A 26,751-nucleotide genomic window follows, 5' to 3' on the forward strand; every position below is an offset into this window, starting at 1 on the left:
CCCCCCCCCCCCCCCCCCCCCCCCCCCCCCCCCCCCCCCCCCCTTTTTTTTTTACACCCACAAGCCGCCAACCCATTGCAGGTCTTAGCGCACCAACCCGCGCAACAGGGTCACGGTCTGCTCGCGCACAATGCCCATCAGCATGGCGTAACGCTCGGCCGTCAGTGTGTCCCAGCCCAGTGACTTCAGCGAGCTGGTGCGGGTCAGGTGAAACGGCAGTAACTGCCCGGTCAGGGTCATGGAGCGCAGGATGCATTCTTCATCACTGGCATCCGGGCCCATCAGCCGCGAAATGATTCCGCTGGTCACGCCGATAATGCGCTGGCCTATACGCTGGCTGATCATTTCTTCACCGGCGCTGGGGCCCAGCCCCGCCTGCTCCCGCGCATAGAACTTGCGCCAGCTGTTGGTACGGTTGGACACCAGCATGAATTCGGCAATCTTGCTCTGGATGGCGCAGAAGGTGTCGATCAGCTGTTCGGTGTCCGGCCGCGTGCCCAGCAGCGCCTGGGCCGCTTCGATGGTCGGCGCCAGGTAATCCCAGATCCGCTCCACCATGTACTCGGTGCAGGCGCTATACACCCCTTCCTTGTTCTTGAAGTAGTAATTGAGCGCCGGTGCATTAACCCCCGCCAATTCGGCGATATCGCGGGTCGAAGCGCCCTCGTAGCCACGCTCGCCAAACAGGTTGAGGGCCGCTTCGATAATCCGCGCACTGGTTTCATCCCCACACGTATAGCCGCCTTCGCTGGCAGGTCGGCGCCGGTGAATCGTGGTCATGGGCTTCTCCTTGATCGATGAAGACGCGAGTGTGCCTGAATTTATATCGATTGACATAACTTTACCGATCGTAATAATTGTTACAACCGATAACAATTGAGAGCACCATGACCGCACATCAGGCCCTAGACCCATCGATCAAGATCAGGCCCAAACGCCAGCCTGGTAAAACCCTGGCGCTGGGTGCTCTCGGCCTGGGCGCGCTGCTGGGTGCTGCCATATGGGGTGCACACTGGTGGAATGTGGGGCGTTTTATCGAAAGCACCAACGACGCCTACCTGCAGGCCGACAGCCTGAGCGTAGCCGCCAAGATCGCAGGCACGGTGAGCGAGGTGTATGTCAGCGACAACCAGAACGTCAGCGTCGGCCAGCCGCTGGTGCGCCTCGATGTGCGGACTTATCAGGCTGCGCGGGAAAAATCCGAAGCGGCCATTCGCGCAGCCGAGGCCGATATTGCCCGGGGCGAAGCCGAGCTTGAACAGCACGGCGCGTCCATTGCCCAGGTGCAGGCGCAGCTGGAAGGCGAAAGCGCCAACGAGCAGTACGCCGCCGCCCAGGTCAAACGCTACGCGCCCCTGGCCGAAAGTGGCGCCGAGACGCAGGAGCGCATGGCCGAGCTGCGCAACGCCCTGCGTCAGGCCAGCGCAAGGCGGGCTGCCCAGGCGGCGGCACTGAACGTTGCCCAGCGCCAATTGCACACCCAGCGCGCCGCCATTGAACAAGCCCGTGCACAACTGGCCAGCGCCCAGGCCAGCACCCGCCAAAGCAAGCTTGATGAACAGGACACCGTGGTTTACAGCTCCCTGGCCGGCCGCGTCGGCAGCCGCTCGGTGCGGGTGGGCCAATACCTGCAACCCGGAACGCGCCTGATGACCATAGTGCCCCTCGATGAGGTCTACCTGACCGCCAACTTCAAGGAAACCCAGATCGAGCGCATGCACCCCGGCCAGACCGTGGCGGTGCATATCGATGCCTGGCCGGGGATAAAATTTGAGGGTGTGGTTGAAAGCCTGTCGCCCGGTACCGGCTCACAGTTCGCCCTGCTGCCGTCCAACAACGCCACCGGCAACTTCACCAAGATCGTACAGCGGGTGCCGGTGCGCATTCGCCTGAACCCCTCTGCCGATAAAGGCATTGAGTGGATGCCGGGGCTGTCGGCCACTGTCGACGTCGACACCCATCGTGGCTAGTGCTGTTGCTGCATCCGCAGCGCTGCAACCGCCCCGGGCAAACGCCAGTACCAGCGACTGGATTGTGGTCTTTGCTGGCGCATTGGGCGCGTTGATGGCCACGCTGGACATCTCCATCACCAACGCCGCCCTGCCTCAGATTCAGGGCCAGATTGGCGCCTCTGGCACCGAAGGCACATGGATCTCGACCGGCTACCTGATGGCTGAAATTGTCATGATCCCGTTAACCGCCTGGTTGACACGGGTGTTCGGGCTGCGCAATTTCCTGATCGGCAACGCGATTCTGTTCAGTCTGTTTTCGATCCTGTGCGGCATTAGCGAAACCTTGCCGCAGATGGTCATTGGCCGGCTCGGCCAGGGCTTTGCCGGGGGGGCCATGATTCCCACGGCGCAGGTGTTGGTGGCCACCCGCTTACCGCGCCATCAAATGCCCATCGGCATGACAATGTTCGGCCTGATCGTACTGCTCGGGCCACTGCTGGGCCCGGTATTGGGCGGCACCCTGACCGAAAATTTCAGCTGGCGCTGGTGTTTCTTTCTGAACATTCCGGTGTGCGCCTTGCTGCTGGTGATGCTCAGTCAGGGTCTGAAAAAAAGCCCGAGCAACTGGCAAGCGTTTATCAAGGCCGACTGGCTGGGGATTATCGGCCTGACCGTGGGCCTTAGCGCCATGACCGTGGTACTCGAAGAAGGCAATCGCGAGCGCTGGTTCGAGTCTTCGCACATCATCGGCCTGAGCCTGCTGGCGGTGTCCGGGATCGCCTTGCTGCTGATTGCCCAGAGGCTGTCGAAGACGCCGATTGTGCGTCTGAAACTCCTGCTCAATCCGCGCTTTGCCAGCGTGATCGCGATTGTATTTGTGGTGGGCTGCGGACTGTATTGCGTGGCTTTTGTACTGCCGCAATTTCTGAGCAATATTGCCGGTTTCAATGCTCAGCAATCCGGAGCGGTGATGCTGATGTCGGGTTTGCCGGCGTTTTTGATGATGCCTGTTTTGCCACGCCTGCTTGGCCGCGTGGATACCCGCATCATGGTCATGCTTGGCCTCGGTTGCCTGGCCAGCAGTTGCCTGTTGGCCATGGGGCTGACCGCCGACAGCGTGGGCGAGAATTTCACTCGCACCCAACTGCTGCTGGGCCTGGGCCAGGTAATGGCGATGATGCCGCTCAATCAGGCCTCCATGAGCTGCGTGCCGGCCCACGAGGCGGGTGAGGCTGCGGGTATCTACAACATGGCGCGCAACCTCGGCGGCTCGGTGGGGCTGGCGCTGCTGGGGACGTTTATCGAGCGGCGCAGCAGCTTCCATGACGCCACCTTGCGCGATGCCGTAAGCGTACAGTCGGTCGAAGCTCACACTCAGCTTGCAGCGTCCGCCCAGGGCTTTTTCGCTGAGCACGGCGATCTCGCCCATGCCCAGCTCCAGGCACTGGGTCAATTGGCCGGGCAGATCCAGGTTCAGGCGCAAGTGATGACCTACAGCGAAACCTTCTACGTGCTCGGCATCGCCTTGCTTTTGTGTCTGCCCCTCGCCCTCTTTCTAAAAAAACCGCCTGCCGGTACGCCATTGAACACAGGACACTGACCATGATCGCTTGCAAACCCTTGAGCCTGTTGGGTCCGTTGTTGCTGGTGGGCTGCACCTTGGGCCCGGACTATCACGCGGCACCCGACAGCCACCTGCAAGACAGGGACTTTGCCCGTCAGGTGGCTGGCACCCAAGCGCAAACAGCACAGGTTGCCGAATGGTGGCGCGACCTCAATGACCCGGTGCTCAACCAGTTGATCGACAGTGCACTGGGCCACAGCCCCGATCTGCAAGCGGCCGCCGCGCGGTTACGCCAGGCCCGCGCCGGACTGGCGGAAAAACGCAGCAACCAGATGCCCAAAAGCTCGGCCACGGCAGCGGCGCTTTACACCGGCTCGGGTGACAGCCAGACCGACGCCACCCACCTGTACCTGAGCGGTTTTGATGCCAGCTGGGAGCTGGATATTTTCGGCGCCAGCCGCCGCGCGGTAGAAGCAGCCAGTGCCGAAGCCAATGCCGTACAGGCGGATCTGGCCGACGCCCATGTGCAACTGGCCGCTGAAGTGGGCCAGGCCTATATCGGCCTGCGCGACCAGCAACAGCGGCTGCGCATCGCCCGCCAGTCCGAACAGCTTGAGCGCCAGTTGCTGGACTTTACCGGGCAGCGCCTGGCCCAGGGAACCGCCTCGGAACTGGACCGTGAACGCATCGCCACCCAGGTCGAAACCACCCGTGCCGCGTCCATCGCCCTGGAGCTGGAAGTGATTGAATCCCTCGACGAACTGGCCTTGCTCAGCGGTCTCGAGCCCGGCGCCCTGGACACCCGTTTGGGCACCGAAGCCGCGCTGCCGGCACTGCCCGCCATGGTCAATATCGGTGACCCGGCGCAGTTGCTGCAACAGCGCCCCGACATCCGCGCTGCAGAACGCCGGCTGGCCTCCAGCACCGCGCAGATCGGAGAACACAAGGCGGCGGCATTTCCCAGGGTCAGCCTGTTCGGCTCCCTGAGTTTCAGCGCCAGCGCGCCGGGCCATCTGTTGCGCAAGGACAACCTCAGCGCCCTGGGTGTCCCCTATCTGCAGTGGAACTGGCTGGACTTTGGCCGCGTGCAGGCCCAGGTCAAACAGGCCGAAGCCGGACGCGACGAGGCCCTGGCCAGGTACCGCAGCAGCGTGCTCGGTGCCCTGCGCGATGCCGATGTGGCACTGGCCCGCTACGGTAACGAACGCCAGCGCAGGGGCACCCTGGGCCGGGTCGAAACCAGCGCCGTACGCGCATCCACCCTCACCGAACAGCGATACCGCGCCGGTACCAGTAGCGTGCTCGACTGGCTGGACGCCGAACGCACCCGCTACCGCGCCGAACAGGACCGGGTTCACAGTGACGGTCAGTTGATCAAGGACTACATAGCCCTGCAAAAGAGTCTTGGGTTAGGGTGGCGTTCCCCGACCTGATTTCCGGATAGACCATGCGCTCCAGTCAGCACGATTTGATGTGGCGCCAGTTGCTGCCCAAAGTGCGCAGGCACGATGAGCCGCTGCAGGTGCAGCTGTGCACCGCGTTTGTCACGGCCATGCTCGACGGGCGTTTGCCTGGCGGTACACGGCTGCCATCGAGCCGTGATCTGGCCATGCTGACCGGGGTTTCGCGCAATACCGCAGTACTGGTCTACGAACGCCTGGTAGCCGAGGGTTATGTCGATTCGCGGCCCCGTGACGGTTTTTTTGTATGCGGCGCCATCATTCCGACACAGACCACCCGGCCTCTGCCCGAACAGGCTGCGCAACCACCTGACTGGGCCTCGCGCATGCACCTGGCGCGCAACCCGCTGGCGTTTATGGACCGCCCGCCCACCTGGCGTGAAGTGCGCTACCCCTTTATCTACGGCCAGTTCGATCCCCGGCAATTCCCGCTCACCCAGTGGCGCCAGTGCAGCCGTCAGGCAATGGAATTGAAGGCCGTGGATCGTTGGTGGCAGGAAGGCGAGAACGTCGGCGCCAGCCAGCTGATCGATCAACTGATCCGCCGCGTGTTGCCGCGCCGCGGAATTGCCGCCACCCATGATCAAGTGTTGTTGACCCTGGGCCGCCAGCAGAGTTTTTACCTGCTCGCGCGCCTGTTTGCCCGCCCCGGCAGCGTAGTCGGGGTCGAGGAGCCGGGCTTTCGCGATCCGCGCAATGCCTTTGCCCACGATGGCGCGCACATGGTCTCGCTGCCCATCGACGAACACGGATTGCAGATATCCCCGGCACTGGCAGCCTGCGACTATCTGTATTGCACACCCGGCTACCAGTGCCCGACCGGTGTGACCATGAGCCTGGGCCGGCGCCAGGCCTTGCTTGAACATGCGCAGATGCACGATCAGGTGATCTTCGAAGACGATGATGACCCCGAGACCGAATACGACGGCCGCGCCCTGCCAGCGCTCAAGGCCACCGACCCGGCGGAGCGAGTGATCTACCTCAGCAGTTTGTCAAAGTTGCTGTCCCCGGGGCTGGGCATCGGTTACATCGTTGCCCCGGCACCGGTGATCGAGCAACTGCGCCAGCTGCAACGGCTGATGATCCGCCAGATCCCGGGCAACAACCAGATCACCGCCGCGCTGTTTATTCAACAAGGCCACTACGATCGGTTGCTGCAACAGGCCCGGGAAAAACTGCAACTGCGGGCCGGGGCGATGGCCACCGCATTGCGTGAAGTGCTGCCGGATGCGGAGTTTGTCATGCCCAGCGGCGGCGCCACGCTATGGCTCAAGCTGGCCGGCGAGCACGACTTGCTGAGCTTGTACTACGAAGGGTTGGCCAAGGGCGTGCTGTTTGACCCGAGCAGTGCGTTTTGCGTCGAGCCCGACACCCTGCCCCGGCCTTGCCTGCGCCTGGGGTTTGGCTCCATCGCCCAGGAGCTGATTGCCCCCGGCATTCGCGAGCTGGGACTGGTGATCAACGCCCACGCGAAACGACCTGCAGTTGTGCGCGGCTGAGCCATTTGCCCCACAACAGCGCCTGCGTTGCCCCTGTGGGAGCGGGCTTGCCCGCGATGCAGGCAACGCGCTGCATCTGGCAAACCGCAGTGCTCCCATCGCGGGCAACACGGTGCATCTGGCAAACCGCAGTGATCCCATCGCGGGCAACGCGCTGCATCTGGCCCACCGCAGTGCCCCCATCGCGGCCAAGCCCGGCTCCCGCAACCCCGGCTCCCGCACGGTAGTCGCACTACCAGCCCCTGGCCCTATCGATAGTCCCCGCTGGCCCCATTCGCTGGTCACGGATATGCAGTACTACTGCTGACCACCAAAGCACTTGGCGTCGTCCTGAAAACAAAACGTTAAGGATGGGAAACTCTCACTATGTTTTACGCAAAGTATCCGTTAGCCGTCAGCCTTGCCGCCTTCGCTTTTACCCCGCATGCGCTGGCAGCCGACACGTCCGCTGCCCCCGAATGTGCCCAGTATGAAAAGCTGCTGACCCGCGCCGAACTGGCATTCAAGAACGTGCCCATTTGCGCGCGGATCAAGCCGGACCTGTGGGGGCTGCGCAAGGAGCTGGCCGAGCATGGCATCGGTTTTACCGCCACCTCGTATAACGGTTACACCTATGACGTATTGGGCAACAACGCGAAAAAGCAGGTGTATAACGGCCAGAACCCCAGCTACAACACGTCGCTCAACCTGTACCTGACTTACGATCTGACCCGCATCGGTTTTGCCAATGACGCGCAGCTGACACTGGCCGGCAACTGGGTGGACTCGACCTACACCCCGGCCAACCCGCGGGTCAAAACCGTCTCGGTATTTGCCATCAACCAGTCCTTTTTCAATCACCAGCTGGAACTGGAATACGGCTTCATACCCGGCGTGCGCCTGTTCTATGGCATGGCGCTGGGGGGCAGTGCCTCGACCGCCGCCCTGGGGCCAAGCAGCGTGGTGCCATTTCAGGTCGGCATGTCGGCTACCGAGCCGACCCCAACCGTCAACGTGATCGTGCGTGACCCGTCGCTGCGCTTCTACAACAGCACCGCCCTGACCCGCAGCGTCAGCCCCGAAGGCATCCAGAAGGATGTCGACCTCAACCCCAGCGGATTGCGCCTCAAGGTGCCGGATGCCCGCGCCATGCTGATCAATGAGTTCGGCTACAAGCAGGCGCCGTCGGCCAGTTCCAACGCCATGTGGCTGCGCGCAGGGGCCATGTACAACACCAGCCATTACACCGAGTTCACCACCGGTGAAAAGTCGGACAACAACTACGGCGTATACCTGGCCGAGACGGTGCAGGTGACCAAGCCCTACGGCGATGCCCGCGGCTGGTATCTGGACAGCAAACTTGATTACTCGCCTGACTCGGTCAACGCCATCAACAAGGCATTCCAGGTCAGTGCCTTCAATGTCGGCCCGTTCGCCAGCCGCCCTGCCGACATGGCCGCCGTGGGCCTGACCAAGAGCTACTACAGCAAGGATCTGCGCGACGTGACCAGGAGCTATGGCATGGAAGCGGCGCCCTACACCCTGGCGGTAACCGCTTCCTATGCGGCCCGCCTGATCCCCGGCGTGTATTTGATCAGCGGTCTGACCTACACCAAGAACCCGGTATTCACGCCGATCCATTCCGATGCCCTGTTGCTCCAGGAATCGCTGAACTTCCTGTTTTAAAGCGCCAGCCCCCAGCCGTATATACCCGTCACCTGGTCCTTTGCAGCGCAGGCCCAGGTGCTAATGCGAGGTCGTAGAACATGAGCGATGAACGTTATCAACTGTCCACCGGCGACTATCTGGCGCTGGACGCCACAGCCATGGTCGCTGCGGTCAAAACCGGCGAACTGACCCCCCGGATGCTGCTCAGCGCCGCCCAGGCGCGCTGCGATGCGGTAAACCCGCTGGTCAATGCGGTCAACATGCGCCACGACGAGCATGCCAACAGCGTGCTCAGGGCCCGTCACCACGCCGGCAGCGAGCTGCTGGGAGCATTGGCCGGGGTGCCGATGCTGCTCAAGGACTTGAACACTTACCTGACTGGCACCCTGACCACCAACGGCTCAAGAATGCTGGCCGACACGCCGCCGGCAACGCGCAACAGCACCATCGTGCAGCGCTACGAGGCCGCCGGGATGCTGATCTTCGGCAAGACCACCAGTCCCGAGTACGGCCTGACCACCACCACCGAATCCTCACTGTGGGGCCAGACGCGCAATCCGTGGAGTCTGGCCCACAGCGCAGGCGGCTCATCCGGCGGTGCGGCGGCAGCCGTGGCCGCAGGCATCGTGCCCGTGGCCCACGCCACCGACGGCGGCGGCTCGATTCGCATCCCGGCGTCGTATTGCGGCCTGTTTGGCCTCAAGCCCACGCGCTATCGCACCCCTCAGGGCCCGGACACCTTCGAAGGCTGGTTCGGTGCCAGTTGCGGTCATGTGGTATCACGCAGCGTGCGCGACTCGGCACTGTTGCTGGACGTCAGTCACGGTCATGAAAAAGGCAGTCCCTACTGGCTCGCGCCACAGGCCATAAGCTACAGCGAGGCAGTGCGACGCAGCCCCGGTTCGTTGCGCATCGGCGTGGTCGATCAGGCCATGACCGGCCTGGAACTGGACGCCGATATCCGCAGCGTTTTGAACACTACTGTTGATCTGCTGTTGGGCCTCGGACATCGGGTAGACCCCGTGACCCTGCCCGTCGACCCGCAGCAGGTATACGGCGCTCACGGCGCCGTGGGTGCAGCCGCACTGCTGGCCGCCGTGCGTGACCGCGAAACCGTCCTCGGCCGCCCGTTGCACGCTGACGAGCTGGAGCCCGTCAGCCGTTATCTGGTCAACAATGCCACTTCGGCCACCGCCGAAAACCTGTACCGTGCCCGACGCAGTTTCGAATTGATCGGCAGTCGCATGGAACACCTGTTCGACGACTATGACCTGCTGCTCAGTCCGGTCACCTCGCAGATCACTCCCGAACTGAAAGTGGCCAGTCTGGATCAGGATTACCCGCACTACATCCAGGGCATCATCGGCAGCATCGGCTACAGCGTACTGGCCAATGTCAGTGGCCAGCCGTCCATGTCGGTGCCGCTGGGCACCAGCAGCAGCGGCTTGCCCATCGGCATGATGTTCAGTGCAGGCTGGTGCCGCGAAGACCTGTTGTTCCAATTGGCCGGGCAACTCGAACAGGCAAGCCCCTGGGCTGATCGACGCGCACCGCTGTAAGCCACTCAACCGATGAACACTGCTCGATGGGATTGAAATGATGAATAACCAAATCTCCGGATTTCGCCGTCATTACACCTTGTTTGTGTTGTTCCTGATTTCGGCGGTCAGCCTGATCGACCGTCAGGTCATGGGCGTTGTGATTGAACCGATCAAGGCCGAATTTCACGTTTCCGATACCCAGATCGGCCTGCTTACAGGTCTGGCCTTTGCTCTGGTCTACTGCCTGTTTGCGATCCCGTTGGGGCGCTTTGCCGACCGTGGCCATCGGCGCAACCTGATCGGCTGGTGCTGTGCGTTCTGGAGCGTGATGGCCATGCTTTGCGGCTTTGCCAGTAACTTCTGGACTCTGGCCCTGGCACGCATCGGCGTGGCAGTGGGCGAGTCGGGCAGCGGCGCAGCATCGATGTCGATGATCGCCGACCTCTACCCGCCCCATCAGCGCTCCAAGGCCATCAGCGTATTTATGCTCGGAGCGCCCATCGGCGCCTTGCTGGGCATGAGCCTGGGCGCCTATATCGCGTACTACCACGGCTGGCGCGAAGCCTTTATCTGGATGGCGCTGCCTGGTATCGCTGCCGCTGTATTGCTGCGGTTTACGGCTGCCGAACCATTGCGCGGCTTATGGGAGAAAGCCCGTGAGTCGCGCCCAGCCGTGCCCCATGAAAGCGTGATGCAAGTGATGCGCGTGGCCTGGGCGTCGAAAACCTTTGTACGTATTGCCCTGGCCGGGGCGCTGCTGGCGTTTGCCAGTTATGCGTTCAGTATCTGGAGCACTGCATTTCTGGTACGCAGCCACGGGCTGACGCTCAAGGACGCAGGCATCATCATGGGCCTGGCGGCCGGGCCGGGGGCCATTATCGGCTCTCTGTCCAGCGGCTGGTTGAGCGCCTGCCTGGCCCAACGCGACAGCCGCTGGCAATTGGGCGTGCCGATCGTCGGGGCACTGCTGGCCTTGCCGATGTCGATTGCCTTCGCGCTGTACCCGGCCGGTCATCCCTGGACGCTGGGTGCGCTGCAAGTGCCCCAGGCAACGGTGTTCATGTTTGGCATGTCGGTGTTCGGCATGTGGTGGATGGCACCGAGCTACACCGCCATTGCCCAACTGGTGGCGCCTGAGCGCCGCGCAACCATGATCGCCCTCTACAACTTCGGGATCATGGCCATCGGTGCAGGTTTCGGCCCATTGGCCGTGGGTGTGCTGAGTGATCACCTGACCCCGCTAATGGGCATCAATGCCCTGCGCTGGTCGCTGGTCATCTGTTCCGGGGGGTATCTGCTGGCGAGCGGGTTATTGATCAGCGTATTGCGGCCGTACGGGATCGCAGCCGGTCTTGCCAATGTACTGCCGGTGTTGCCGACGAACAAGCTGCAGACTGCGTAATTCTGTTGGTGGGGGCAGACTTGCTTGCGATGCCGGCGACTCGACTCATCTGGTCGACTGCGGCGGGGCCATCGCGGGCAAGCCCGGTTACCACAGATATTTAGCGCTCAAAAAGCCTGATGTAAATAGTTACCGAGGGTCTGCTTTCACACGAACAAATCCAGGGTCCAGACCGAATACCTCAACCCCTTCGACAGTCGATTGGCCGATCGTAACCTCACGCCGCACCACGGGTGCGTCTAGACGCTCGCGATACTGTATGACGTAGGCGTCCCCTTCCTTCTCAACTGCACCGTGAGGAATGACCAAGCTGTTTTCATTGCTATAGGTCACGATCGTCATGTGCGCACTCATACCTAGCCTCACCTTTTTCAGGTCACCATCCTCGGGATCATTGACGGTGATCGTGATCGGGAATCTTGCTGAGCTGCTGCTATCATCCGGCACAGCCAACTGGCTGATGGCGCTTACATAACCGTTTAAATTCGGCACCGAAAAACCCTCCCCATGGATCGCTACTGGCTGATTCAGGGAGAACTTGTTGACGTCTGACTCCAACACCTGGGTGACGACCTTAAGCCCAGATATGTTGGCCAACTTGAGTATTTGTTGGCCTTGGGCCAAAGACGCTCCTTTGTGAAGAGACCCCGGCTCGCCCCCTGACGATTGGGGTGCGCCAATGGATAGCACTACTCCCGGAAACGGGGCATGGATCGTCTTTTGCTCCAGCATCGTGTTTAGCCGCTCATGAGCAATGGATGCATTCTGGTATTCCATATCAGCTATGACTTTGCCCTCGCCCTTGCCAACAGCCAGCATGTCTTTGAGCTGTGCTTTGGCTGAGGTCACCTCAAGCAATTGTTGGTCACGTTGTTGCTTCAAGGTATCTCGCTCGTTGCGAGATACAATGCCGCTCTGATAAAGCGTCTTGACCTGGGCAAGCTCAAGGTCAAGCCTCTGCATGGCCAGCTCGGCCAGTCTTAGCGCCTGCCTGGCTTGCCTCACTCCCGAGCCCGTATCCCAAACGCGAAACGCTGCAGCAGTCTGCTGCGCTTTCAACTTGCTGGCCAAAGCGTCCCTTACTTTGACTTCCTGCAACCTGGTATCGAGGGTCAACAGAGCCTGCCCCTCTTCAACATACATACCTGGACTCAAATTGTTGTCCAAGGCAAAACCTTCAAAAGGCGCCGTGAGAATGGCTGTCTCAACCGGCTCAACTTTACCCACCAGCCCGATTTCATGCTCCAGGTTCCGACTGTTAACCGCTACCCAGGAGTCAGTGCCGTGCGGGGCTTCGGGTACGATAAATACCAGTATCAAGCTCAATACCAGCACTCCCGCTGCGAGAAATTTCCAACGCCTCTTCGAAGCCTGGATTCTGTCAAAAACTCTCAAGTGAGATCTCCCAACTCTCCAACATTACGCCCAACAGCACATCCAACTGGGACCTGGCATCCAGATATGAAATTTTTGCGCTCAAGTTCGCTTCCTCAGCGGCCCGCAGGTCTGACTCAAAACTGATGATCTGAAAGTTGCTGGATCGGCCTGCGTTCAATTTGTCGTTCTCTATCGCCAGCTTGCGCCTGGACAGGTCCATCACCCGCTGGGAAATTTCAAGCTGACGCCACTGGGTATTCAGGCTACGTACTGCGTCAGTAGTCTGGCGCTGCAAATCAACCCGAGCCTCCTCCAGCAGCAATTGCTGTTGTTCCAACGCTGTCTGGGCATGGACCTTGCCCTGGCGAGTACTGAGATCATTGATGGGAATTTCCAGTTTGAGCCCCGCGTAAGTGTCCCAGGCCCTGGCAGAACCGTTGAGGCTGTGTTGATCGCGCTGCTGAGAGGCACCCGCCACCAAAGAAAAATCCCAACGGACCTTGTCTTTGGCAAGCAGCAGGTTGATCGAGGCCTGTTCGCTCTGCACAATCGTGCTCAAGTACTGGGGTTGCTTGGCCTGTGCCACTTTAAATGCCGTCGCCTGATCCAGTTCAAGCCGGGTCACTCGCAAGCTGTCACTGGCGCGCACGGGCGTTGATAGGTCAAGCGCCAAAAGCTTGAGCAGCAACAAGCGGCTCGCCTCCAACTGATTCTTTGCATCTTCCACCGCCAGCTCCTGACTCGCGATATCCGCCTCGATCTGCACAACATCAAACTCGGCTACTCGTCCTGCTGTGATCAGTTGCTTGTTGACCTTGAGCAAAGCGACTGCCCGTTCCAGCGCCTGCGTGGCGATCGTCACCTGATTCTGGGTTTTAAGCAGTACGCGATAAGCCGCAATGATTTCGTAAATGGTTTGGGACACACTGGCTTTCAAATTAAGCTGGTTGACTTGCTCAGCCAATTTCGCCAAGCGCAAGGGCGCAGTTGTGACGTTTTTACCCGCCCCCCGAAGCAAGGGTTGAGTCAAGGTCAACGCGAGGCCATTACTGCTCAAATCACCCGAGTTTCTCGTGGCATTGAACTCCTGGTTCCAGCTCAATTCCACGTTGCTCCCATACTCACCCAGCAGGCTCACCGAAGGCCCAATACCTGTTGCACGACTGCTGTCCACGCTCCCTTTGGAAAGTTTGTGAGTGCCAATGAGCTTGAGCTTGGGGTTAAACATGTCATCAGCGACAAACAAGTCGAACTTCTCTCGCACGCGCTGAAGTTTAAGGCTGCGTATGTTGTAGTTGCGGCGCAAGCCCAGAGACACGGCTTCGACCAACGACAAATCAATCGAGTGCTGACTCATCAAGGCTGTGGGGGGAGCATTAGGGGCCGGCACGTCTGTTTGCGCAGATGCCACCAAGGATTGCATCGCCACACCGCACACCACGGCCAGAATCAGTCCTGTTTTAATAATCACGCAGGGCCTCCACCGGAGTCAGGCGAGAAGCCGTAATGGCAGGTTTCAAACCAAAGAACACGCCGACCAAAACCGTGCTTGTGACGCCCAAGGGGATGGCGCTGAATGCCATGGCGAACGCCCAACCCGATACTTGGGCATAAATGTAAGCCAGTGCCATGCCCAGCCCAGCGCCCAACACAGCCCCTAAAACGCTAAGCGCAGCGGCTTCGATCAGAAACAAATTGCGAATGTCCTGACGGCGGGCACCCATTGCCATACGTAAACCTATTTCACTACGGCGCTCAGAAACGTTCATATACATAACGTTCATCACCGCCACTCCGCCGCCTACCAGCGTGATGACCCCCAAGGCCATCAAGAGGTAATGGAAAGTGCGATTCTGGCTATTCATCCCCTCGATCATTTGCACAGGTGTAACCACCTCAATGTCTCGGGACTTGAAAGTACGGGTCAGCATTTCACCGAAGGTCGAGGCTACGTTTTCACTTTTTTTGTGAAGGGGGATACGCGCAACCAAATCATCTATTCTGGCCTCGCTTGCCACACGATTCATGGCCTGCAACGGTACAAAAACTGAAAGATCGGCGGAGACCGGACTGATCAGTGAGTGCGTTCGAGATTGCAATACACCGATAACCCTAAACAGGTAGTTATTGATTTTGAGCCAGTCACCGGTCTTGATCAGAGTTCCATCGCTGCTCAGTGAGGTTGCGATATCGTGACCAAGCACAACCACATTTTCGTCCTGATCAAAGGGATGCAAAAACCGCCCATACGCTAACGACAGTTTCATCACGTCTAACAGGGAAGGCTCGGTTCCTACCAGGCGGATATTGATAGTCCGGTGGTTAAATCCGGCCTGGGCAGGCACTATCGCTGCAGGAGCGATCAACAGACCTTCCAGGACCAACTTCCTGAATGTTGCAGCCTCGATAGAGAGAGGTGACGCTTGCCGCCCTTGCTTGACAGAGAAACTCACCGCAAATGTATCGACGCCCATGTTGTGGAAGACACTTGCGACCTCCTGCCGTGCGTTATGCCCGATATTGATGACTGCGATAATCGAGGCGCTACCTATCACGATGCCTAACAAGGCGAGAATCGAGCGCTTGCCCAGCGTGCGAAAACTGTCTGCTGCATCTGCGCCCACTTGCAGCAGTGATGGAGGCAGGAAAGTCATCAGGGCTAGCACTTGCCCGCCTCCTCAACCCGCCCGTTACATACACGGACTTGCCTGCGCATAAGGCCTGCAACCAGTGGGTCGTGGGTAACAATCAATAATGTGACGCCTTGTTCTTTCTGGATCGACAGCAACAGCTCGAGAATTTCACTGGCCGTCTGGCCATCCAGGCTGCCGGTCGGCTCGTCAGCCAGTATCAGGGATGGCTGCCCCACCAGAGCCCCGGCAATAGCGACGCGTTGCTTTTGCCCTCCCGACAGATCGGCAGGCTTGTAGCCTGCGCGATGAGCCATCCCGACCCGTTGCAACATCAGCATCGCCCGTTCCAGAGATTGCCCGCGGTCAACCCCGTGATAGCGAAGCGGCAAGGCTACATTTTCGACAACATTTAAACGGGGGATCAAATTGAAATTCTGAAAGACAAATCCGATGTTCTTCTTTCTCAGGGCTGCCAACTCGTCACTCTGTTTTTTTGTGACAGGGCGTCCCATAAACAGGTACTCACCCGCGTCGGCAAAGTCCAGCAGGCCGATTATATCCAACAATGTACTTTTACCGGATCCGGACGGACCAATAATGGCGCAGGAGTCTGCGACCGCGATATGAAAATCAACGTGGCTTATGACCGGGCTCCCTCCCCCTTGGCACGCATAACTCTTGCTGACCCCCTTCATTGAAATGCATGCCGGGCTGCTCATGACAACACCGCCCCCCCCTGCCCGTCAGACCTGTATTCGACCCATGCACAAACATAAATAGCTGGGACTGACAAACGACCAGAAGAACAAAGAACAGTTGGCTGCTCACATAAAAATGAAGGCATAGAAAATCTCTGAATTTTAAAACTTTGAGCCCACTACAATTAAAACCGCCTAACCAGCAAACACATTTAATCACTGGCCGACACTAGAAAATGTAGGGGCTCGCCTCACAATATGTAGGTAAAGACCACGCGACCAGCTCAATAAAATACGCCCCCAGAACATATAGAACTTGTACCCGCTTATGCTAACTTTAAGCGAGCCGGTTCAGAGTGACCAGAAACAGCTCGGCTGCCAGCTTTCGAGCCATCGCATCTATATACTCACAAGGGTCGTACCGCATTATCAGAGCTCAGTGTTCAGGCGCCGAAAAGCATGACGTTTTTTCCCTGACAATCGAGCGAAAGCCCATATCAGGGCGGACTGTCTTCCTGACTCAACCCGAACAACAGCCAGAACTAAAACTGAGTTCCAATCGCCGCAACAGTCGAACAAACAAATCAAAGAATAAAAAGGCCGACCTAGTATTTCATTATTTTTTTAAATACTGCAGCCCCACGCAGTGCAACCACGCTCAAAACACCACCCTGGCATCTCTATGTACGCCTCCGCGGATTTTATACGCTGGTAACCTTAGAATTTCTTACGCAGAACGCAGGAAAATTTTTGCACTTTACCATTCGCTGATAAGTTGACACTAAACTCAGGTGCTGGTGCATAGGTACGCAGTACAATATTGGCTGGGGTCCAGCTATCACTCATCTTAAAAATCTTCGCCCCAGTAAGCTGCTCGCCGGTAATAAAAAATGATGCGGAGACGCTCCCATAAAAACGTGAACGGTCCACAGGGGTGATTTTGTATTTTGTAACCTGCACAACGGTATGCTTCCCGCTAACAAGCGGAGTAATAGAGCTTACGCCTTCAATTTGCGCAGTCACACCCGACGCACTGCAACTCAATGCCAATGCGCTCTGTACCGCTGGCCCTACAGGCACCTGCGATGCTTTTCTGGCTGCATGGCTTTGTTTTGCACTCTTTAGCGTTTCGGCTCTGCGTGCTGCTAATTTTGCGGCCTTATCTGCTGCTTTTTGTGCTTTATCTGCGGCCACTCGCTTTCGGATTTGTTCGCCGATGGCATCATTTTTTGCATGTACGGCGGCCGCTTTTTTTCGTGCCTCTTCATTTCTGAGTTGGGCTTGTTTTTGAAGACGCGCTCGCTCCTCAGCTTTTTTAATGTATTCCTGGGTTAACAGTTTCTGAAGCTGTTCCTGGGACATTTTATTCCCGGCTTGAACAGAAGATACGGCCCCCACAGACGCACACCCGAGAGCAAGTACTGCAATAGTTTTTTTAAAACTAGCTGAAAGCATTATAGGCACCTGATCATTTAGTTTTTGAACAAATTTACAAACTCAATTTAGCCGTTGTATTTGAGCATCAGAAAAAAACAAATAATGTAGGCCTAGACTTTGCAATCAGTAGGAAAACAGCAAAAAAACAAACCAACCACCAAACATTTCCGGTGTGTAGCCCCCCCCTGAGCCAATTTGCACACGTGAATTTCCGCATAAAAAAACCCCGCTCTTCTTTCGAAGGCGGGGTTTTTCACTCTGGACAGATCAGTGCGCGTAAGTCAGTAACAACTCGGCAGGCGCTTTGAAATCCAGGGACATCATGACGCTCAGCGCGGTGATGGTGAAGATCGAGAACACGAACAGCTTGCGTGCCCAGACCTTGTCGTCGACGGCCTTGTAGCCCGTCCACGCCATGTACAGCCAGTACATGCCCATCGCAGCAGCCACGGCCATGTAGCTCATGCCGGCGTAACCGCCGAGGGTGAGCATCAGGGTCGCGATCAGAAACGCGAGGATGTAGAGCAGGATGTGCTTCTTGGCAACCTTGATCCCGCGCTTCACTGGCAACACCGGAATCGATGCAGCCAGGTAATCGTTGAAGCGGAAGATCGCGATGGCGTAGGAATGCGGCATCTGCCACAGGCTGAACATCACCAGCAAGGTCATTGCAGCCATGTCGAAGCTGTTGCTCACAGCTACATAGCCGATGACCGGAGGCATTGCACCCGACAGACTGCCGATAAGCGTGCCGTGAACCGACTTGCGCTTGAAGTACAGGCTGTACAGACCGACGTAGATCACGAAACCGATCGCGGCGAACAGAGCCGCCAGCGGGTTGGCTACGCGATACAACAGGTACAGGCCGGCGCCCCCCAGCAGGGTGGCGTAAACCAGCGCCACCTTGAGGGAGATCAGGCCTTGAACCAGTACGCGGTTCTTGGTGCGGTCCATCTTGATGTCAATGTCGCGGTCGATGCAGTTGTTGAACACACAACCGGACGCTACCACCAGGGAGGTGCCGATTACCGCAGCCAGGAACAGGGCAAGATCGAAATGCCCCTTCGAGGCCAGGAAGAACCCGCCTGCCACAGAAAGCACGTTACCGAAAATGATCCCCGGTTTGGTGATTTGGATAAAGTGCTTGAAGGACATCGGGTCTTACCTCACTTCGCCATCATTTCAGTGTGGATGCTGAACATGATCCACAGGGACAAGCCCACCAGCAGCACAATTACCAGCGCAGCAAATACCAGCGCGGTGACGTTGTTGCGTTGTGCAGGCGAACGGTCCAGGTGCAGGAAGTACACCAGGTGAACAACCACTTGCACCACGGCGAACAACAGTACGATCGCCAGGGTGGTGAATTTGGGCAGCGATGGGTACATCACCAGCCCGAACGGAATAACGGTCAGGATCACCGACAGGATGAAGCCGATCGCGTAGGACTTCACGCTGCCGTGGTTGGCGCCGTCGGAATGTGCGTTAGCCATTACAAAGTCCCCATCAGGTAAACAACGGTGAATACGCAGATCCACACCACGTCCAGGAAGTGCCAGAACAGGCTCAGGCAGCTCAGGCGGGTCTTGTTGGTCGAGGTCAGGCCGTTTTTCTGCACCTGGTACATCATGATCGCCATCCAGATCAGACCGCTGGTCACGTGCAGACCGTGGGTACCGACCAGGGTGAAGAAGCCAGACAGGAAGCCCGAACGGCTAGGGCCGTAGCCCTCGGAGATCAACAGGTGGAACTCGTTGATTTCCATGGCGATGAAGCCTGCACCGAGCAGGAAGGTCATGGCCAGCCAGAACAGCACCTGCTGTTTCTTGCCCTTGAACAACGCCAGCATGGCGAAGCCGTAGGTGATCGAACTGAACAGCAGCAGGGCAGTTTCACCCAGTACGTACGGCAGTTCGAAGATGTCGTGGCCCGACGGGCCACCTGCAACGTTGTTTACCAATACCGCGTATACCGCGAAGATCGATGCAAACAAGATGCAGTCGGTCATCAGGTAGAGCCAGAAACCAAAAATGGTTGTCTCGCCCGCGTCGTGGTGTTCCTCATGCTCATGGTCGTGACCATGAGCGTGTCCAGCAGTGGTCGCTAAGTTCGACATGGTTTAAGCCTGTTCCAACTTGGTTTCAACACGAGTAGCCGGAATTGCTTTGGCGGCTACCAGACGCTTGTGCTGCTCGGCCTCGATACGCTCGATGGTCTCGACCGGCACCATGTAGCCTTGGTCGTCACGGGCGGCGTGAGCAACGAAGACAACAACCGTACCTACCAGACCCACGATGGCCAGCCACCAGATGTGCCAGATCATCGCGAAACCGAAGACGGTCAGCAAAGCACCCATGTACACACCGGTAGCGGTGTTGTTAGGCATGTGGATAGGCGAGTACTTGGCCGGAACCTGGTACGCAGTGCCGTTTTCCTTGGCTTCGGTGAACGGGTCGATACCGTCGACTTTTGGCAGTACAGCAAAGTTGTAGAACGGTGGTGGCGACGAAGTCGACCATTCCAGCGTGTGAGCATTCCATGGATCGCCGAATTCGCAGGCGTTCTCTGGCTTGTTGCGGTCACGGACGCTGACATACAGCTGGATCAGCTGGCTGGCGATACCCATGGCAATCAGTACTGCGCCGAACAGGGCTACGTACAGGTAAGGCACCCACTCAGGGTTGGTGCTGGCGTTCAGACGACGGGTCATGCCCATGAAGCCCAGTGCATAGAGCGGCATAAAGGCGATGAAGAAGCCGACGATCCAGAACCAGAACGCGCGCTTGCCCCAGGTTTCGTTCAACTTGAAGCCGAACGCTTTCGGGAAGTAGAAGCTGAAGCCTGCGATGTAACCGAATACTGCGCCGCCGATGATCACGTTATGGAAGTGAGCAATAACGAACAGGCTGTTGTGCAGTACGAAGTCAGCACCCGGGATGGCCAGCAGTACGCCAGTCATGCCGCCGATGGCGAAGGTCACCATAAAGCCCAGGGTCCACAGAACCTGGCTGGTGAAGCGCAGACGGCCCTGGTAGATGGTGAACAGCCAGTTGAATAGCTTCACCCCCGTCGGGATCGAAATCAGCATCGTCGCCAGACCGAAGAAGGCGTTGACGCTGGCACCCGAACCCATGGTGAAGAAGTGGTGCAGCCAAACCATGAAGCCCAGCACCGAGATCGCGCCGGAGGCGTAGACCATCGAGTGGTGACCGAACAGACGCTTGCCGGTGAACGTGGAGATAACTTCGGAGAAGATACCGAACGCCGGCAGAATGAGGATGTACACCTCAGGGTGACCCCACGCCCAGAACAGGTTGACGTACATCATTGGATTGCCACCAAGTTCATTGGTGAAAATGTGGAAATCCATGTAACGGTCAAGTGTCAGCAGTGCCAGGGTAGCGGTCAGGATCGGGAACGAAGCCACGATCAGGACGTTTGCCCAGGTGCAGGTCCAGGTGAAGATCGGCATGTCCATCAGTTTCATGCCTGGAGCACGCATCTTCAGTACGGTCGCCAGGAAGTTAACCCCGGTTAACGTCGTACCTAACCCCGATAGCTGTAGAGCCCAGATGTAGTAATCCATCCCCACGCCCGGACTGTACTGCAAGCCCGACAGCGGCGGATAGGCAACCCAACCGGTCTTGGCGAACTCGCCGACGCCCAGCGACAGGTTGACCAGCACAACGCCGGACACCAGCAGCCAGAAGCTCAGGGAGTTGAGGAACGGGTAGGCCACGTCACGGGCGCCGATCTGCAGCGGCACTGCAAGGTTCATCAGGCCGGTGAAGAATGGCATCGCCATGAAGATGATCATGATCACACCGTGAGCGGTGAAGATCTGGTCATAGTGTTCAGGTGGCAGGTAGCCAGGCGAACCCTCGGTGGCCATGGCCAGCTGGGTACGCATCATGATTGCGTCGGCAAAGCCGCGCAGCAGCATGACCATGGCGACGATGATGTACATCACGCCGATTTTCTTGTGGTCGACTGACGTTAGCCATTCGGTCCACAGGTAGGTCCACTTCTTGAAATACGTGATTGCTGCAAACAGTGCCAGACCACCCAGCGCGATCATGGCGATGGTCACCATCACGATCGGCTCGTGGAACGGGACCGCTTCCCAACTTAATTTACCAAACATCGTTTACTCCTCTGCCCCGGCAGCTGAATGCGAACTCATGTCCACCACATCGGTCCCGGCCACTTCTTTCTTCTCGTGCTTCACCGGCTTGCCTGGCGTCATACCTTCGTACTTGTCGACGATTTTCTGAAACAGGTTCGGTGTGTACGAGGAGAACAGTTCAACGGGGTTGTTCTGACTTGGCTTGCTCAAGGCTTCGTATTCAGCTTGGTCAAGCTGTTTAGGTGATGCTTTGACTTCACTTACCCAAGCATCGAAATCAGCCTGAGTAGTCGCGATCGCTTTGAATTTCATGCCCGTGAAACCGGCACCGCTGTAGTTGGCAGAGATGCCTTCCATTTCAGCGTTGCGGTTGGCAATCAGGTGCAGCTTGGTCGTCATGCCGGCCATGGCGTAGATCTGACCGCCCAGGCCTGGAATGAAGAACGAGTTCATGACCGTGTCAGAGGTGATACGGAAATTGACCGGGGTGTTGGCCGGGAACACGATCTTGTTGACGGTAGCGATACCCTGTTCCGGATAGATGAACATCCACTTCCAGTCCATTGCCACCACTTCGATGGTAATCGGCTTGACGTCGGACTCGAGCGGACGATAAGGGTCCAGCGCGTGGGTCGACTTGTAGGTGATCACGCCCAGGGCGATGATGATCAGAATTGGCACAGTCCAGATCACGACTTCGATCTTGGTGGAGTGCGACCATTTAGGTGTATAGGTAGCGCTGGTGTTCGACGCGCGATATTTCCACGCGAAGACGAGGGTCATAATGATGACCGGCACCACGACCAGAAGCATCAGCAGTGTTGCAGTGATGATCAGATTCCGCTCTTCGATCCCGACCTGCCCCACCGGATCGAGCAATGTCATGTTGCAACCTCCCAGCAGCAGCGTGCCGAAAAGTGGCAATAAGCCAAGGAGTCTGGGGTACCTTTTTTTAGTCATCTCACGACCTCTAAAACAGCTTGCACAATGCAGTTGGTTTTTTTCGCCAACACTTCGCCCTGCCAAGGGTTGGCTCTTTTCCGGAATTGAATGAAAGCCTGCTCTATCACCATCAGGCGAACGGGCAAAATTCCGGGTTAGCAGTGATTTCTTATTCGATACGTGGTCAATGGCCTTGTCACAGACCAATTCCATTTGGTGCGGAACTTAGAAGGGTTGCCAGTACCTGGGAGTCGCATGGGACGCCTGTATTGAACAACCCAGTCGGCCTTCAACTTCCCGCTTGGGCTCAGGGATGAGCAGGCTGGACGTTCAGTGCGGGCGATTGTAGTTAGGTAGCTCTCTATAAACCATGTCTCATCCCGAAATAATTCTTATCGGGTACGGTAACAATCCCTGCCTATTATTACGCCAAGCGTTCAAGCCCCCCTTGAAACAGAGTTGTAGCACGTCTTTAGCCCTGCACTTTTATGCCCCTTTTTAGCGCATGAACACACCCCCCTGACCCCGCCTGAACGCCCAAATAAAAAGGGCTACAGCCGATTTGCGTTGAGTCTCGCAACCCTGATTTCAACCCCTTTGCCAGCGTCAAAATGCCTCAGCTGGGTTACACGAAGTCATACGTTTAAAAGACCACTGGTCAGACCAAAACCAGCCCTGCGACACCCTGCGCGTGACAATATGTCGCAGTGTCGCACAGCCTTTTTCGACGTGAGGATCACGCCTTCTTTACATTTGCGCAGGGACAAAAAAACGCCCCGCACTGCCGAAGGAAGCACGAGGCTGCTCAAGCAAAAATTGGTGGCTGGCTCAGCTCGATTGTTTCCGGTTGCGATAGATGCCCAGTGGCACCAGCACCGCAGTCATTACAAAGGCCACCAGTGCCCACTGTGCCAGCGACAGACCAAGCACCGGCGGATAGGGGGTGGAGCAAAACCCGTCGACCTGAAACCCCAGGGGGAACACGGCTGCCAACGGCAGACCATCGACGATTGGCTGCAACACATCAAGACCGCAGCTCACGGCCGGGTGAGCGAGGATATAGACGTGGCGCCCGGCGGCGGCAATACCACCGATGGCACTGAGCACCACCAGCACTTCAAACACGGTGAGGCTGCGCCGGCCAGGCATGGCTGCACCGATAAAGGCAAAGATCGCGATCAGCAGCAGTGCATAGCGTTGCAGGATACACAGCGGGCAAGGTGCCTCGCCGAGCACGATCTGCATGTACAGCGCGCCGCCGATCAGCGCCAGGCAGATCACCCCGAGCAGGACCAGGAAGCGTTTCTCCCGGCCCAGTTGCAACATGTCATTGGTCATCCCGCGTCCCTTTGCCTGATTATGTGTAAGCCGCACAGTTTACACCCAGACCCCGGGCCTGGATGTATCTGAACGTTGCAGGAAAAGTGGCGCAAGGGGATTAATGGGGGATTAAGGTCTTGCCTGCTTCTTGTAGCAGCCTTTGTTCCTCGGCAGCTGCCACGCGCCCTACTTCAGCTCGGCTGCCGGGCCGAAGAACTCGTAGCGGCTTTGCTGCTCCGGCACACCCAGGGCTTTGAGATGACGCTTGACCGCCCCCATAAAGCCTTTTGGCCCCAGGAAGTAGGCATCCAGGTCACGCTCTTGCGGTAACCACTGAGCCAGTACTTCTTCGGTCAAAAGCCCTACATGATCTGCAGACTCGCCCTGCTCGTCATAGCAGTAGAAACGCTTCAATTGCGGATGCTGGTCTGCCAGTTCATCGATCCATGTGCGGAAGGCATGCACATCGGCATTGCGGGCACAGTGGATAAAGTGGATCGGGCGTTTTGTCGCCAGGGCCGCTTCAAGCATCGCCAGGGTCGGTGTTATGCCCACACCGCCACTGATCAGCACCAGCGGTTTTTCGCTATTGGCCAGGGTGAAGTCGCCCGCTGGCGGGAACAGCTCCAGGGTATCGCCCACATTCAGACGGTCGTGCAGGAAGTTGGACACCACCCCACCCTTCTCGCGCTTGACGCTGATACGGTAGCGACCGACCTGAGCCAGCGCCGACAGTGAGTAGTTGCGACGCACTTCTTCGCCATCGATCATCAGTTTCAGACCAATATACTGGCCCGGGGCAAAGTCGAGGATCGGTTGCTGGTCTACCGGGCGGAAGTAAAACGAAGTGATTTCAGCACTTTCCTGGATTTTGGCAGCCAGTTTGAACTCGCGCCCGCCGCGCCAGCCGCCGGGTGCTGCAGCTTTTTCGTCGTAGATGGCAGCTTCGGCACCGATCAGGATATCGGCCAACTGGTTGTAGGCCGCTCCCCATGCGCTGAGCACTTGCGGGGTCGCGATGTCGCTGCCCAGCACTTCTTCAATAGCCCGCAGCAGGCAGCTGCCAACAATTGGGTAGTGCTCAGGGAGGATTTGCAACGCAACATGCTTGTTGATGATCCGGGCCACCAGATCGCCCAACTGGTCCAGCTGATCGATGTGCCGTGCATACATCAGCACGCCGTTGGCCAGTGCTCGCGGCTGGTCGCCACTGGCCTGGTTGGCCGGGTTGAACAGCGAACGCACTTGCGGGTATTCCGAAAGCATCATGCGATAGAAGTGTGTAATCAGCCCTTCACCGCCGCTTTCCAGCAGTGGCACGGTAGATTTAACGATGGCACGATCCTGAGCAGTAAGCATATGGGTGACTCCTGAGCACTTAGGCTTCAACAATTACCCTTTACTTATCAGTTTCCGTGCCAACAATTAAACCCTTTAAAATCAGCAAGTTAATACAAACATAGTCATTTTGACACGAGTTACTATATAGTCATAAAGACTACGCGAGGTCAAAATGACTGCAAAACTGCTACTGACCACCCTGCTGCCGCTGGTGGACGATCTGTCCCGTGATCTGCCCGAGAGCGAACGCTATCGCCGCTTGCTGCACGCGCTGCGCACCCTGCTGCCTTGCGATGCCGCAGCCCTGCTGCGACTGGATGGCGAATGGCTGGTGCCGTTGGCTGTTGATGGCTTGAGCCTGGACACCCTGGGGCGGCGCTTCAAAGTCAGCGAGCACCCGCGCTTTCAGGCTTTGCTCGCAAGTCCAGGGCCCACCCGTTTCCCCAGCAACTGCGAACTGCCAGACCCCTACGACGGCCTGGTCGACGGGCTGGCCGAACACCTGGAAGTCCACGACTGCATGGGCTGCCCGCTGTTTGTCGAAGAGCGCCCATGGGGGCTGCTAACCCTCGACGCACTGGATTCCAAACGCTTCGAGCCGGTCTCGCTGGATGACCTGCAGGCCTTTGCCAGCCTGGCTGCCGCTACGGTCAATGTGGCTCAACGGATCGAACGGCTGGCGTTGCGGGTCGAGGATGAGCAGCGCAAGGCCGAACTCTATCGGCAAGCCAATGGCTCGCCCAACAAGGAGCTGATCGGCCAGAGCAAGGTGCACAAACGCTTACTGGAAGAAATTGCCCTGGTGGGCGGCAGCGATCTGACGGTACTGATAACCGGTGAAACCGGTGTCGGCAAGGAGCTGGTGGCCCAGGCCATTCACGCAGCCTCGCCACGGGCAGACAAACCGCTGATCAGCCTTAACTGCGCGGCCTTGCCCGACACGCTGGTTGAAAGCGAACTGTTCGGCCATGTGCGCGGTGCCTTTACCGGTGCCACCAACGACCGACGCGGCAAGTTCGAGCTTGCCAACGGTGGCACGTTGTTTCTGGATGAAGTGGGCGAGCTGTCGCTGACCGTGCAGGCCAAGCTGTTGCGGGTGCTGCAAAGCGGGCAGTTGCAACGCCTGGGCTCGGATCAGGAGCACCGGGTCGACGTACGCCTGATCGCAGCCACCAACCGCGACCTGGCCGAAGAAGTGCGCAGCGGTCGCTACCGCGCCGACTTTTACCATCGCCTTAGCGTTTACCCGCTCAGGGTGCCAGCCTTGCGCGAACGCGGCCGTGATGTGTTGCTGCTGAGCGGCTTTTTTCTGGAGCAAAACCGCTCGCGCATGGGCCTGGGCAGCCTGCGCCTGAGTCCCGACGCGCAGGCGGCGCTGGTGCAGTATTCCTGGCCGGGCAATGTGCGCGAACTGGAACACCTGATTGGCCGCAGCGCCCTTAAAGCCTTGGGCAATTGCAGCACGCGGCCGCGCATCCTGACCCTGACGGCGGCGGATCTGGATTTGCCGACCTCCGGCGCCAGCGCTGCGCCGATCGCCCCCCAGAACCTGCCGGATGCCGTGGGCGACTTGCGCCAGGCCACTGAAAATTACCAGCGCCAGCTGATCAGCACCTGCCTGGAACGCCATCAGCACAACTGGGCCAGTGCGGCGCGGGAGCTGGGGCTTGACCGGGCAAACCTGGCCCGCATGGCCAAACGGTTGGGCCTGAAACCCTGATCCCGTAGCAACTGCCGAGGAGCGCAGGCTCGACAGCTGCAGGAACACTGCAACTGTGGGAGCGAGCCTGCTCCTGTCTCTTATACACATCT

At 58.3% G+C, this 26,751-nt stretch carries 21 protein-coding genes; 8 read left to right on the forward strand and 13 right to left on the reverse strand.

Going from position 1 to position 26,751, the window contains the following annotated elements; all coding sequences use genetic code 11:
• Positions 1–84: 84 nt before the first annotated feature.
• Positions 85–780 carry a CerR family C-terminal domain-containing protein gene (locus QN377_RS19735; RefSeq protein ID WP_095001503.1) on the reverse strand — a complete coding sequence of 232 codons (696 nt, stop codon included), beginning with the start codon at positions 778–780 and terminating at the stop codon, positions 85–87.
• Positions 781–887: 107 nt separating this feature from the next.
• Here QN377_RS19735 and QN377_RS19740 point away from each other — a divergent pair, with 107 nt between their 5' ends.
• From QN377_RS19740 to QN377_RS19770, 7 genes are all read left to right on the forward strand, one after another.
• On the forward strand, positions 888–1,970 hold the full coding sequence (locus QN377_RS19740; RefSeq protein WP_095018314.1) for an HlyD family secretion protein: 1,083 nt from the start codon (positions 888–890) through the stop codon (positions 1,968–1,970).
• Entirely contained in the window at positions 1,963–3,552 is a 1,590-nt protein-coding gene (locus tag QN377_RS19745; RefSeq protein WP_095001505.1) for an MDR family MFS transporter, read from the forward strand. Before QN377_RS19740 ends, QN377_RS19745 begins: the two co-directional genes overlap by 8 nt.
• 2 nt (positions 3,553–3,554) lie before the next feature.
• Positions 3,555–4,949, forward strand: a complete 1,395-nt coding sequence (locus tag QN377_RS19750; RefSeq protein WP_322213539.1) for a TolC family protein — start codon at positions 3,555–3,557, stop codon at positions 4,947–4,949.
• Between the two features lie 14 nt (positions 4,950–4,963).
• Positions 4,964–6,475: a PLP-dependent aminotransferase family protein gene (locus tag QN377_RS19755; protein ID WP_322213541.1), complete on the forward strand. Its 1,512-nt coding sequence runs from the start codon at positions 4,964–4,966 to the stop codon at positions 6,473–6,475.
• 366 nt (positions 6,476–6,841) lie between these two features.
• Positions 6,842–8,140: a carbohydrate porin gene (locus tag QN377_RS19760; RefSeq protein ID WP_095018311.1), complete on the forward strand. Its 1,299-nt coding sequence runs from the start codon at positions 6,842–6,844 to the stop codon at positions 8,138–8,140.
• Positions 8,141–8,220: 80 nt separating this feature from the next.
• On the forward strand, positions 8,221–9,681 hold the full coding sequence (locus QN377_RS19765) for an amidase (protein ID WP_095018310.1): 1,461 nt from the start codon (positions 8,221–8,223) through the stop codon (positions 9,679–9,681).
• 40 nt (positions 9,682–9,721) lie between these two features.
• Complete coding sequence (locus QN377_RS19770) at positions 9,722–11,065, forward strand: spinster family MFS transporter (protein ID WP_095025469.1); 1,344 nt, start codon at positions 9,722–9,724, stop codon at positions 11,063–11,065.
• A gap of 129 nt (positions 11,066–11,194) precedes the next feature.
• Here the strand turns inward: QN377_RS19770 and QN377_RS19775 are convergent, their stop codons facing one another.
• The 12 genes from QN377_RS19775 to hmpA all read right to left on the reverse strand — a co-directional run bounded on the left by QN377_RS19775 (position 11,195) and on the right by hmpA (position 24,957).
• Complete coding sequence (locus QN377_RS19775; protein ID WP_232527628.1) at positions 11,195–12,400, reverse strand: efflux RND transporter periplasmic adaptor subunit; 1,206 nt, start codon at positions 12,398–12,400, stop codon at positions 11,195–11,197.
• Between the two features lie 46 nt (positions 12,401–12,446).
• Complete coding sequence (locus QN377_RS19780; RefSeq protein ID WP_095025470.1) at positions 12,447–13,865, reverse strand: TolC family protein; 1,419 nt, start codon at positions 13,863–13,865, stop codon at positions 12,447–12,449.
• A 37-nt stretch (positions 13,866–13,902) separates the two neighbouring features.
• Entirely contained in the window at positions 13,903–15,108 is a 1,206-nt protein-coding gene (locus QN377_RS19785; RefSeq protein ID WP_240882077.1) for an ABC transporter permease, read from the reverse strand.
• Positions 15,102–15,794, reverse strand: coding sequence for an ABC transporter ATP-binding protein (locus tag QN377_RS19790; RefSeq protein WP_322213544.1), 693 nt, complete (start codon positions 15,792–15,794; stop codon positions 15,102–15,104). The genes QN377_RS19785 and QN377_RS19790 overlap by 7 nt, the downstream gene beginning before the upstream one ends.
• 696 nt (positions 15,795–16,490) lie before the next feature.
• Positions 16,491–17,228, reverse strand: a complete 738-nt coding sequence (locus QN377_RS19795; protein WP_095018306.1) for a hypothetical protein — start codon at positions 17,226–17,228, stop codon at positions 16,491–16,493.
• A 249-nt stretch (positions 17,229–17,477) separates the two neighbouring features.
• The gene (gene cyoE, locus QN377_RS19800; protein ID WP_095001514.1) at positions 17,478–18,365 is read right to left on the reverse strand and encodes a heme o synthase; all 888 of its coding nucleotides are present in this window, start codon (positions 18,363–18,365) and stop codon (positions 17,478–17,480) included.
• A gap of 11 nt (positions 18,366–18,376) precedes the next feature.
• Positions 18,377–18,703, reverse strand: a complete 327-nt coding sequence (gene cyoD, locus QN377_RS19805; RefSeq protein WP_016779556.1) for a cytochrome o ubiquinol oxidase subunit IV — start codon at positions 18,701–18,703, stop codon at positions 18,377–18,379.
• Positions 18,703–19,326 carry a cytochrome o ubiquinol oxidase subunit III gene (locus tag QN377_RS19810; protein WP_095001515.1) on the reverse strand — a complete coding sequence of 208 codons (624 nt, stop codon included), beginning with the start codon at positions 19,324–19,326 and terminating at the stop codon, positions 18,703–18,705. Before QN377_RS19810 ends, cyoD begins: the two co-directional genes overlap by 1 nt.
• Positions 19,327–19,329: 3 nt before the next feature.
• A complete protein-coding gene (gene cyoB, locus QN377_RS19815; protein WP_095001516.1) occupies positions 19,330–21,354 on the reverse strand; it encodes a cytochrome o ubiquinol oxidase subunit I in 2,025 nt (674 codons plus the stop codon).
• 3 nt (positions 21,355–21,357) lie between these two features.
• Positions 21,358–22,296, reverse strand: a complete 939-nt coding sequence (cyoA, locus tag QN377_RS19820) for a ubiquinol oxidase subunit II (protein ID WP_095001517.1) — start codon at positions 22,294–22,296, stop codon at positions 21,358–21,360.
• Between the two features lie 810 nt (positions 22,297–23,106).
• Positions 23,107–23,616, reverse strand: coding sequence for a disulfide bond formation protein B (locus QN377_RS19825; RefSeq protein WP_095001518.1), 510 nt, complete (start codon positions 23,614–23,616; stop codon positions 23,107–23,109).
• A 168-nt stretch (positions 23,617–23,784) separates the two neighbouring features.
• A complete protein-coding gene (hmpA, locus tag QN377_RS19830; protein WP_095018305.1) occupies positions 23,785–24,957 on the reverse strand; it encodes an NO-inducible flavohemoprotein in 1,173 nt (390 codons plus the stop codon).
• A gap of 154 nt (positions 24,958–25,111) precedes the next feature.
• Between hmpA and norR the strand changes: the two genes are divergently transcribed.
• Positions 25,112–26,659 (forward strand): nitric oxide reductase transcriptional regulator NorR, encoded by a 1,548-nt coding sequence (norR, locus tag QN377_RS19835; protein ID WP_095018304.1) that lies wholly within the window; start codon positions 25,112–25,114, stop codon positions 26,657–26,659.
• Positions 26,660–26,751: the final 92 nt, after the last annotated feature.

This window comes from Pseudomonas sp. CCC4.1 (assembly GCF_035019225.1).
GTDB lineage: Bacteria > Pseudomonadota > Gammaproteobacteria > Pseudomonadales > Pseudomonadaceae > Aquipseudomonas > Aquipseudomonas bubulae.